Annotated in this window: 9 protein-coding genes; 8 read left to right on the forward strand and 1 reads right to left on the reverse strand. The window is 51.5% G+C overall.

Annotated elements, in window-relative coordinates:
* The first annotated feature begins 9 nt into the window (after positions 1–9).
* The 8 genes from ACAW75_RS05120 to ACAW75_RS05155 all read left to right on the forward strand — a co-directional run bounded on the left by ACAW75_RS05120 (position 10) and on the right by ACAW75_RS05155 (position 8,783).
* Positions 10–1,254 (forward strand): acetyltransferase domain-containing protein, encoded by a 1,245-nt coding sequence (locus ACAW75_RS05120; RefSeq protein WP_370727601.1) that lies wholly within the window; start codon positions 10–12, stop codon positions 1,252–1,254.
* A 96-nt stretch (positions 1,255–1,350) separates the two neighbouring features.
* Complete coding sequence (locus ACAW75_RS05125) at positions 1,351–2,085, forward strand: hypothetical protein (protein WP_370727602.1); 735 nt, start codon at positions 1,351–1,353, stop codon at positions 2,083–2,085.
* Positions 2,086–2,293: 208 nt separating this feature from the next.
* Positions 2,294–2,830 carry a GNAT family N-acetyltransferase gene (locus tag ACAW75_RS05130; protein WP_370727603.1) on the forward strand — a complete coding sequence of 179 codons (537 nt, stop codon included), beginning with the start codon at positions 2,294–2,296 and terminating at the stop codon, positions 2,828–2,830.
* A gap of 83 nt (positions 2,831–2,913) precedes the next feature.
* Positions 2,914–3,318, forward strand: a complete 405-nt coding sequence (locus ACAW75_RS05135; protein WP_370727604.1) for a hypothetical protein — start codon at positions 2,914–2,916, stop codon at positions 3,316–3,318.
* Between the two features lie 18 nt (positions 3,319–3,336).
* The gene (locus ACAW75_RS05140) at positions 3,337–3,873 is read left to right on the forward strand and encodes a YybH family protein (protein WP_370727605.1); all 537 of its coding nucleotides are present in this window, start codon (positions 3,337–3,339) and stop codon (positions 3,871–3,873) included.
* A gap of 20 nt (positions 3,874–3,893) precedes the next feature.
* Complete coding sequence (locus ACAW75_RS05145; protein ID WP_370727606.1) at positions 3,894–4,406, forward strand: YybH family protein; 513 nt, start codon at positions 3,894–3,896, stop codon at positions 4,404–4,406.
* A 28-nt stretch (positions 4,407–4,434) separates the two neighbouring features.
* The gene (locus ACAW75_RS05150) at positions 4,435–7,599 is read left to right on the forward strand and encodes a histidine kinase dimerization/phosphoacceptor domain -containing protein (protein WP_370727607.1); all 3,165 of its coding nucleotides are present in this window, start codon (positions 4,435–4,437) and stop codon (positions 7,597–7,599) included.
* 803 nt (positions 7,600–8,402) lie between these two features.
* Positions 8,403–8,783: a hypothetical protein gene (locus tag ACAW75_RS05155; protein WP_370727608.1), complete on the forward strand. Its 381-nt coding sequence runs from the start codon at positions 8,403–8,405 to the stop codon at positions 8,781–8,783.
* 7 nt (positions 8,784–8,790) lie between these two features.
* Here ACAW75_RS05155 and ACAW75_RS05160 read toward each other — a convergent pair whose 3' ends face one another.
* Positions 8,791–9,111, reverse strand: a complete 321-nt coding sequence (locus ACAW75_RS05160; RefSeq protein ID WP_370727609.1) for an energy transducer TonB — start codon at positions 9,109–9,111, stop codon at positions 8,791–8,793.
* Positions 9,112–10,071: the final 960 nt, after the last annotated feature.

Below are 10,071 nucleotides of genomic sequence, written 5' to 3' on the forward strand. Positions count from 1 at the left end.
TATACCGAAATGACCTTTCCGCTCCCCTATCCACATGAAACTACAGGCCCCCTTAGTCCAGCGCCTTCATTACTCAAAGGCCGCATCGAGTCCATCGACGTACTGCGGGGCCTGATTATGATCATTATGGCGCTGGATCATACGCGTGATTTCTTTCACGCTCAGGCCTGGACCAACGACCCGCTCAATCTCGATACCACCACGCCGGTCCTGTACGCTACCCGCTGGATTACCCACTTCTGCGCCCCTACGTTTGCCCTGCTATCCGGTACGTCCATCTACCTGCAGGGTTTACGAAAATCGCGCAGCGAGTTGAGTCTGTTTCTGCTGAAACGGGGTCTGTGGCTCGTTGTAGCCGAGGCACTCCTGATTGCACCGGCAGATACGTTTACCCTGTTTAATCCCATCACACTAGCCGTTTTCTGGTCGCTGGGCATCAGCATGGTGTTCATGGCCGGGCTGATGTGGCTGCCGTTCCGGACCATACTGGGCCTTGGTTTAGCCATCGTTTTAGGCCATAATCTGCTGGATGCGGTGGAACAGGCACCTGGATTTACGTCAGGTTTTTGGTGGGCGCTGGTTCATGGCGGCAGTCACCGTGTGTTTGACTACGCGCCTGGCCGGGTCATTGTGGTACTGTACCCCTTTCTTCCCTGGCTAGGGTTAATGATGCTGGGCTACTGCCTGGGCCGGTTGTTTGCCCCAGCGGTTTCGGCCACGAAGCGTCAACAGTGGCTGGTGTATCTCGGTGCCGGGGCCATTGGGCTATTCGTGGGGCTGCGTTTGCTGAATGGCTACGGCGACCCCTTCCCCTGGAGCGTCCAGAAAGACGACCTCACCACGGTGTTCTCGTTCCTGAAGGTGCATAAATACCCCCCATCGCTGCTGTATATGTGCATTACGGTAGGGCCGGGATTGCTGGGACTGGCGCTGCTGGAAAACGTACATAATCGCGTGACGGGCGTGCTGCGCACCTACGGACGGACGGCCTTTTTTTATTACACGATCCATTGGTATGTCCTGCATACCCTGCGCATGCTTGTCTTTTTTGCCGCTGGCCACACCATGACAGAGGCCGATAAAGCCCTGCCAGCCATACCGATGCGGTTTGTGCTACCCGGCGATGGAGGCTACAACCTTGGGGTGGTTTACCTCATCTGGATAGCCGTTGTGGCGTCGTTGTACCCCCTGTGTCGCTGGTTTGATGCCTACAAGACAACGCACAAAGAGCAGTGGTGGCTGAGCTATCTGTGATCGACCCATTCGGGATGGAACAACAGGAATTCGGCGAGTTAGCGGCAATATCCCAGCAATCCGCAAGACAAACAACGTGTAACCAAATAAACTAATATGGCAGCAATCACACAAAAAATACGCTTCGACAACTCAGGTTACTATTTTATCGGACTGCCCATATTGGTTTTATTAGGATTTTGGAGCAGCTATTTTTCAAAACTCTTTCCCGGAACAAACGACTACAACTTCTATTTTCATTTGCACGCTGTGATAATGGCTTTATGGATTTTAGCATTAATTATTCAACCAATTTTAATCAGAAAAAAGGAACTTGGTATTCATAAATTCATTGGCAAACTGAGTTACGTATTAATGCCGTTATTGTTTATTTCTGTTATTCTACTGACACATGTTCAACTTCAAAAGCGGATAGAAATTATAAACGGCGAAATTTCATTGAGCGGACCTTCACCACATTTATTGCTACCGTTTAAAGACCTGTTGATTTTGGGAATCATGTATATCATTGCTATTGTGAATCGGCGAGACATCAACATCCACGCAAGAGCAATGATAGCAACGGGAATTGTATTTATAGAACCTGCTCTTTCCCGATTTCTCATTGAAATTACCGATAGTGTTCCCGTTGGCTTCCTTACAACAATCGGGCTTGTATATGCCATTTTAATCGCTTTAATGGTTATCGAAAGAAACCAGCAAAAAGGCAGATGGATTTTTCCGCTTGTGCTGATTTTATATATTATCGTACATGCCTTACTTATTTTTCAGGTACAAATCGGATTTTGGGAAACATTCGCAAAATGGTTTGCAGGTTTACCCTTGACATAATGGCGAGGGACAAAACTGCCCTAACATTATAATGAAAAAGCGGGGCTAAAATGCTTCGATTAGACATTTGTGCAACGTTTAATATTGTAATTCTATTGAACCGCTCGGGCCGTCCCGTTTTGTGCTAAAAATCCCCGCCTTTGGCAATACTCAAACCGTTATTTGCAAGACTACCACAGAAAATAGACAACCAAAACCTATTTAGGAAATGGACAAAAGTGAAACAATAAAAACAAGAACTATTGTCATTCCTGACGACCTGGAAGCCGTTAAAAAATTATGGTTTGACTATTTGGTTTGGGGTAACGACAATATGCAGGAACGCTATGGCGTCCATCCCCATAATCCCAAAGAAGCAGTTGACCAGGACATCCAACAGATTGATAAGTTTCAACCCCCTTACGGACAACTAATCCTGGCTATTGATGAAGGCAACGTATGTGGACTTGGCAGTCTAAGACGTATCAATCCCGACATCGGTGAAATAAAACGGATGTTTGTCCATCCAGCTAGTCGACGAATTGGGGCTGGACGAGCTATTCTTGACCGACTTTTACTTGAAGCGAAAAAGGTCGGTTATAAAAAAGTCCGGCTTGACAGTCCGAAGTTTATGGAAGCAGCTCATTCTTTATATAGAAGTTTCGGATTTCGTGACATTGACGCGTATCCAGAAATGGAAATTCCCGCAGCATTTAAAGACTATTTGTTATTCATGGAATTGGATTTAACGGACGACACTATGTAAATCCGAAATGATAAGCACAAATAAGCCTAGCCTATACTGCTGGAGAATTGATCTTAAAACAGTCAAACCAACCAATCAAACCCATGAAACATTTCCTGATTCCCTTTTCTGCTCTTTGGCTCCTTGTTAGCCTCAGCATGTCAACATCTGCACAAGCTCAGCAAACCGCAACGGCTCAACTCAAAAGTATTCACCTATTCGATATGCCAGCCGGTGTAACGGAGGCCCAACTGTCGGCGGTGATTAGCGAGTTGAACGCGGTCATTAAACGCCTGGGCTACAGTAACGCCGGATATACATTCTACAAAGTAGAGGGAAAAGAAATCGACAAATACCGCTACTTTTTCGAGGGCAATTGGCCCAATGCCGAGGCGTACCAGAAAATTCACGATGACAAATCGTTTCAGGAAGCAGATAAAAAATTGGGTATGGTGTACGAGAAAATAAAAGCCGTTGAAATCTATCGCCGATTAGTGAGAGTGCCCTAAATCAGTTAAACCAAACCCATGAAAACAAACCCATTTGCCCCCGTTCTGGCTCTTTTTGCCGCTCTGTTCCTGCTTGTTTGCACCATTGGCTGCAACCCAACTAAGCAGGAAACGACCACCGACGTACCTGTCATGACCGCCGGGAAGAAGCAGGCTATAGAGCAGGAAATTTCTGGCCTTGTGAAAGCATTCTTCCAACAGGTCGAAAAACTGGACATCGAAACGTGCATGACCTACTTTGAGAATACGCCTGATTTCCAAGCCGTCAACCCCGATGGCACCCTGGGCGACTACAATGCGCTAAAAAAACTGAACGCAGACGGGTTTAGCCAGATGAAGACGTTGAGCGTCGTGCCAAAGAAAGAAGTGATCCGGGTTTTGACGGACTCGCTGGTGCTTTATACGTTCTCGATGGAACAGGATGCAACGCTCAAAACCGGCCAGAAACTAACGTTTGAAAACGTAGCGGGAACGATGCTCTTCACCAGAATCAACGGCGCGTGGAAAGCGACATTCTATCACGAATCTGCCGCTCCGCCTGTACCAGTAAAGTAATGATTTCTAAAAAACAAACCATGAAAAACACGCCATTTACCCTACTCCTGGCCGTTGTTGCCAGTACATCTGTCTGCGTTACCGGTTGCAACGCCCCCGCCCAGAAAGCAGAAAATACCACGGAGCAGGGAGCGGCTAAACCCGATATGGCCCTCATCAAAACGGAGATACAGGCCATTGAAACCGAATGGGCCAGCGCCACAACAGCCAGGGACATCGACAAAGTAATGGCTCTTTATGCAGACGATGCCATAGAAATGGCCGACGACGAACCCATGTGCGTGGGGAAGGCGGCTATCCGGCAGGTGTTGCTCAACAGTATGAAAACGCGCAAGGCCGGGACCACGGTTTCTTACGAGACGATGGACGTATACGGCGATGGTAATATGGTGACCGAAGTCGGGAAGACAACGATTAAAGACACGTCTGGCAACGTAGTGAGTACCGGCAAATACATGGGTGTTTTTGAAAAACGCGATGGAAAATTCATCTGCATCCGCGATATCAACAACGAGGATCAGAAAGACAAGTGAAGTAGCTTAGGCCACTAAACAGGTCAACATGAATGGATACGTTGGTTTTGGGTGGCTCCTCCTGCTAGTGTGCCTGTCTGCACCAGACGGGCAGGCACAATCTACGGTGCTTTATTTCAACGAACCCCCCAAAGAGACGCTGGGCCGCAACCGAAATCAATTAACCATCAACCGATTCTTTACCGATCGCGACGATTTTCTCTGGTTCGTCAGTTCGAATGGCATAAGCCGCTACGACGGTCATGAAATTGAGTCGATCCACTCGAATCCGGTCGATCTGAATTCGTTATCGTCGGCACACGCGGTAGATATGATCCAGGATGAGCAGGGTAACTTCTGGATCACTACCCGCGATGGTGGCCTGAATGCCTACAATCCACAAACCGGAAAGATCACCCATTTCCGGCACGTACCCACCGATAAAGCCAGTCTGTCGTCCGACAATCTGCGGTTTCTGCAACGTGATGCGTCGGGGCAACTCTGGATCGGAAGCGATTGGGGCATGAATCGGTTCGATCCCAGCACAGGCCGTACGGTCCGGTATTTACCCAAACCCGGCAAGGCCGGGGAATTACAGGGTAATCCGCTGTCACCCATCGTGGTTACGTCCAGCCAAATTTACGTCAGCACCACGGCCGGGTTCGAGTATTATGACCTGATCGGTAGACGATGGCATTACCTGCCGATAGAAGACAAACAGGGAGTGTCTTCCAGCTCAACCGGCAGCCTCTGTAAAGATCATCGGGGCCTGCTCTGGATGGGCGTTCCCAACCAGACCGGGCTGCGGGTATTCAATCCAGAAACCGGGCAAATTACCTCCTTCAATAAACAGACTGCCGGGGGAAAAGCGATTCCATGTCCAAACGTGATGCTGGAAGACCGGTTGGGGCGGCTTTGGCTCTGTTGCGAGAACGATATTTTTCGCATTTCGGCCGATCGGGCCGTGGTGGAGCAATGCACGCCGGTAGCCGTCGACAATCAGGAGCAGTTATCGGGGTTGGTAACGCTCTACGAAGACCGGCAGGGGCTGATCTGGCTGGAGCGACTGAGCGACAAAAATCCGCTCTTTTTCGACGCTCGTCAGGAACGCTACCCCAACATTCGGTTACCAACCTTGGGCGGCGTCAGGCCGTTGGCGACGGACCTACTACCCGACTCGAGCGGCCTGCTGTGGATCAGTACGGCCCTGGGTCTGATTCGCTACGATTCGAACCGGGGCGACACCCGATTTGTGCTGAAACGGCCCAACGTGCTTTCCTGTAGTATCCTGGCTGATGGCTACCTGCTAGTCATTTCGGAAGACGATGGCTTGTTTATTTTTAACAAAAAAACGGGTCGTTCGCTCCCGGTCCGGTTTGCGGACGGGAAAGGCAAACCCATCCAGACTCCCATCTGCTCGGCCCTCGACCACGACGGCGATCTCTGGATTTCGACCTGGGGGTATGGACTTTTCCGCATTCCGAAAGGTAGTTTGTCGCTGAAAACGGGGCTCGTGAGGGTCTATGAGCAATGGAAAAAGAACCCGTCCAATACCAACAGCCTGCCCTCAAACAACCTCCAAAAAATTGCCGTCGATGCGCAGAACACCGTTTGGGTGTGCGGATCGGCCAACGGGCTGTGCCGGGTAAACAAACGTACCCGGCAGGTGCAGCGGTATATGCTCCGGCAAGGCGACCCCTACGGATTAGCCAGCAACTACACCTACGCCCCCCTGATCGATAAGCAGGGCGACGTGTGGGTGACGAGTGGATATACTGCCCCCTTACAGCGGTTATCAGTCAAAACGGGGCGGTTCAAAAAGTACGGCCTTCTCAACGGGTTTACGGATGATTACTTCGGTAATTCCGCGCTGGACGAAACCGGCAAAATCTGGTTCAATCAGAATCAGGTGGTTTCCTGCATCGACCCCGTAACCGGGCAGGTATCCACGTTTCCGCAGTTTGTGGGGACCTCGCCCTATTCCACCCCCATCGCCGCACAGCCCCTCACCGGCGAGATTTATTTCGGTTGCCAGAACAACCTGCGGCGGTTTAAGCCAGCCCTCAGTCAAAGCGCCCTCCAGCCACCGTCGCCCCTGCGGCTAGTGGCGGTTTCTTGTTTTGATGCCGATAAGACCCAAACGATGAGGCCCCTGCCCCAACAATACTGGCGAACGAACAACCTGGCGTTGTCGTACCGGCAAAATACCCTTGAACTCCGGTTTGCGCTGCTCGATTACCGCAACACAGCCAGTCGGGAGTATGCCTACGCCTTAAGTGGAGTCGATGAGCAACCGCAGTGGGTACGCATTGGCCCCAAACATACCGTCGATTTTGCGCAGTTGAAGCCGGGAACGTACCTGTTCCACCTGAAAGCCCGGAACACGGATGGCGTTTGGACCACCCTGGCAGCCCCCCTCCGTATCAGTATCCGCCCACCCTGGTGGCAAACCCCCTGGGCCTATTCGGTATATGGGCTGTTGTTGGCGATTGGTTTATGGTACCTGATGCAGGCCCGCCTCCGCGAGCAGGCCCGCAAGCTGGCCCTGCACGAAGCGGTGATTAGCAAACAGCAACGCGATGAGATCGCGCAAAAAAACGCCCAGAATGAACTGTTGCTGAAAGAGATTCACCACCGTGTCAAGAATAACCTGGAGATCGTGTCGAGCCTGCTCGAACTCCAATCGGCCCAACTCAACGACCCTATCGTGCAGGATGTGCTACGCGCCAGCCAAAACCGGGTGCAGAGCATGGGCATTTTGCATCAGCAACTCTATCAGGACCGCCACTTAGCCCTTATCGAGATGCGAACATACTTTCTGCGGTTAGCCGAAACGCTGCTCGATGCCTACAATGCCTCTCAGCGTGTCAGTATTGAGTGCCCCATGCCCGAATTGGCTATCGACGTAGATACGGCTCTATCGTTGGGTCTGATTGTCAACGAACTGGTGAGCAATGCACTCAAATACGCCTTTCCCAACCAGCAGTCGGGCTGGGTACGTATCGAATTAACTGATCTCGGCGCGGACCACCTCCGGCTCGTCGTGGCCGATAACGGTGTGGGCAAAACCACCATCACGTTGCCGGGGACTGGCTTCGGCACGCAGTTGGTGACTCTCCTCACCCGGCAACTCGACGGCAAATTGAGGCAAGCTATCACACAGGGCACCGCACGAGGGGTCAGCATTACCCTCGACTTTACCCGTACCCGGTAGGGCTATTAATAGATGAGAGAAGCTGTTCCGGTTGTGTTCTGTTCTGCTGGGGATGTACACGATTGAGAGAAGCTCAGTCAAGGCAGCAACTGATACGCTATCGCTAACAAATAGCCAAATCGGGTAGCTGGACGGGTTGATGAGCGCCAACACGCAAAGACGACCTGCCCATAAGGGGGTACTGACAGCTAAGTAAATGTAGGGCCACCAGTTGGCCCGCTGTTCTTCTGGGTTCGTTCGCGGGCGAACACGGTGGCAGTTGGGCTGCCGCACGGGCCTATCCAGCCAGTGTCCTGTCCGAGGTAAGTGGACCCTGCAGCGCGAACCAACAACCGGTCCGCCGGTGCGGCACAAACCAAACAAGCCGAGAGAGGCCCAAACAAACAAGCCGAGGCTGTCAAACGAAACCGCTCAGGTACGTTCCACGGTCGGCCAAAACGCGTTTGTCGACGCGCTGTCTACAGCTGATTGACTTGTCAACAGGTACGTGACAAACCAGCAAAAAACACTCACTGTCAATCTATTAGCCGGTCAGCCGGAACCTGACCACGCCACTGACATGGCCGAGCACCCAACGACCACACATAAGGACTGACGGCTGAAAGATAAACGAAACGCAGGTACGTTGCCCCTGACATTTTCACCCTTGTTCGTGTTGGGTGTCGCCCTGGAACTCCGACCGCTTTCCTGTCCGAGGTAAGTGGCCCCGCAGAGCTGACCAACAACACACAAATCCGATCAAGCCGAGGCTGTCGGTCGTGACTGCTCAAGTACGTTCTCGTGTCGGCCGAAACGCGTTTTACTTGTTCTGTCCAGCGATCACCGACTTGTCGCCGGGTACGTGGCACACCGACCAAAACGCGCTGTCGAACGGGGATTCACCTGTCGACCGGGATGTGAAACAACAAAAGAATTCTCATTATCAACTCGTTATCCTGTCGCACGAGACGCGAAATATTCACTTACGCTTGAAAAATCACCCAACGCCCGTGAGGGCTGATGGTGAGCAAGTTAGCCACCTGAACGCGAGTGGCTTGCACCTTTACACCCTCACCTCCGTTGGGCTGAGTCCCCCGCATACAGGCGTGAGTCCTGTCGCCGAAAAGCGGCCCACGCGGAGCGCAACTAATCCGGGTCTATCCGTAGCGGCAAATAGTAATCCATTGCAACTGCTTTACCATTAATTCGTCCCTATTTCCACTTACCAGAGGTCAATTTGATTAGTCGAATCGCTTCCTCATCAGCCCCAAAACCCGGACTTTTCAAAATACGGATGCTGTCAACTGTGCCGCGTTCTGTTACTCTAAATTTGACATCAGTTCCTCCTGAAACGTTTGCCTTCAACATTCGCTCAGGATAGTGGTAGTTGCGCATGATAAAGGTTGCTAATGCACTAACTCCACCCACAAACTCCGGCTCTTGTCTTTGCAGAATCGGTTTTGTCGGCTTTGCTTTTTGAGCGAAGCCAAAACAAAAAGAAAGCCAACAAAGCAGAGTAAGCGTCTTTGTCATATAATTGCCAAACCCAGACTGCCGGGACGGTTGGCTTGTCAGCCGAAAGCGTGAATTGGAAGCCCTAAACCTGATCACTGCGGCCTGCAACCTGTCAACGGGAACGCCGAAATGGAAGCCCAAAGCTGCCCTTTTGGGGCGTGCATCCTGTCGCCAAAACGCTGGCATACAAGCACTTTATGGGCATCACCCAACACCCGCAGGTGTTGATGGTGAGGAAGTTAGTTGCCTGAACGCAAGCAACCTGCACCTTTACACACCTGCCATTGTTGGGCTGAGTCCTCGGTGACGGGGCGTGAGTCATGTCGGCGGAAAGCTGCCCACGCAGAGCGCACACAAACGCACCAACCGCTTTTTTGTACCGAGCGCGAAGCTCAACAACGCAACCAATCCGCTTCATCCAACTTCAAACATCGGGACGTTTGGCTTGTCGAACGCCACCCGCCTAACCTGTCAGGCTAACCCACCGGGGCGTGTGGCCTGTCGGCGGAAAAATGGCACACAAACAAAAAACCTGACCCCTGCGACCTGCAACCTGTTGACGAGAACGCCGAAATGAAAGCCAAAAACTACCCTTTCGGGGCGTGCATCCTGTCGCCGAAAAGCTGGCATACAAGCCCATTTTAGGCATCACCCAACACCCCAAAGGGTTGATGGTGAGCATACAAACTAATAGGAAGAACGTACCTGAACCTTTACACACTCAGTCAGTTGGGCTGCCAACTTTCCTTCGGGACGTGCTACCTGTCACCAGGAAGCCCACCCAGGCGGAGCGCACACTTTTATTAGTAGCTCTACCCCAATAGGCAACCTGCACTTCTAACTTTCTGTTCCCATTATTGATGTGTGAGTAGGTTCATAAAGACGTTTCCTTTTTTAGCTATGGTAACTTACACACCTGCTGACTACGAACTGCTGCGACGGCGTTGTGCCGCCCTCAAAGAGCAGAACTGGCCCCAA

This window comes from Fibrella arboris (assembly GCF_041321095.1).
Lineage (GTDB): Bacteria > Bacteroidota > Bacteroidia > Cytophagales > Spirosomataceae > Fibrella > Fibrella arboris.

Excerpts from the sequence above, each read along its gene's own strand:
- ACAW75_RS05150 (WP_370727607.1), top strand. The coding sequence starts at position 4,435 with ATGAATGGATACGTTGGTTTTGGGTGGCTCCTCCTGCTAGTGTGCCTG.
- ACAW75_RS05140 (WP_370727605.1), top strand. The coding sequence starts at position 3,337 with ATGAAAACAAACCCATTTGCCCCCGTTCTGGCTCTTTTTGCCGCTCTG.
- ACAW75_RS05135 (WP_370727604.1), top strand. The coding sequence starts at position 2,914 with ATGAAACATTTCCTGATTCCCTTTTCTGCTCTTTGGCTCCTTGTTAGC.
- ACAW75_RS05130 (WP_370727603.1), top strand. The coding sequence starts at position 2,294 with ATGGACAAAAGTGAAACAATAAAAACAAGAACTATTGTCATTCCTGAC.
- ACAW75_RS05145 (WP_370727606.1), top strand. The coding sequence starts at position 3,894 with ATGAAAAACACGCCATTTACCCTACTCCTGGCCGTTGTTGCCAGTACA.
- ACAW75_RS05120 (WP_370727601.1), top strand. The coding sequence starts at position 10 with ATGACCTTTCCGCTCCCCTATCCACATGAAACTACAGGCCCCCTTAGT.
- ACAW75_RS05160 (WP_370727609.1), bottom strand. The coding sequence starts at position 9,111 with ATGACAAAGACGCTTACTCTGCTTTGTTGGCTTTCTTTTTGTTTTGGC.
- ACAW75_RS05125 (WP_370727602.1), top strand. The coding sequence starts at position 1,351 with ATGGCAGCAATCACACAAAAAATACGCTTCGACAACTCAGGTTACTAT.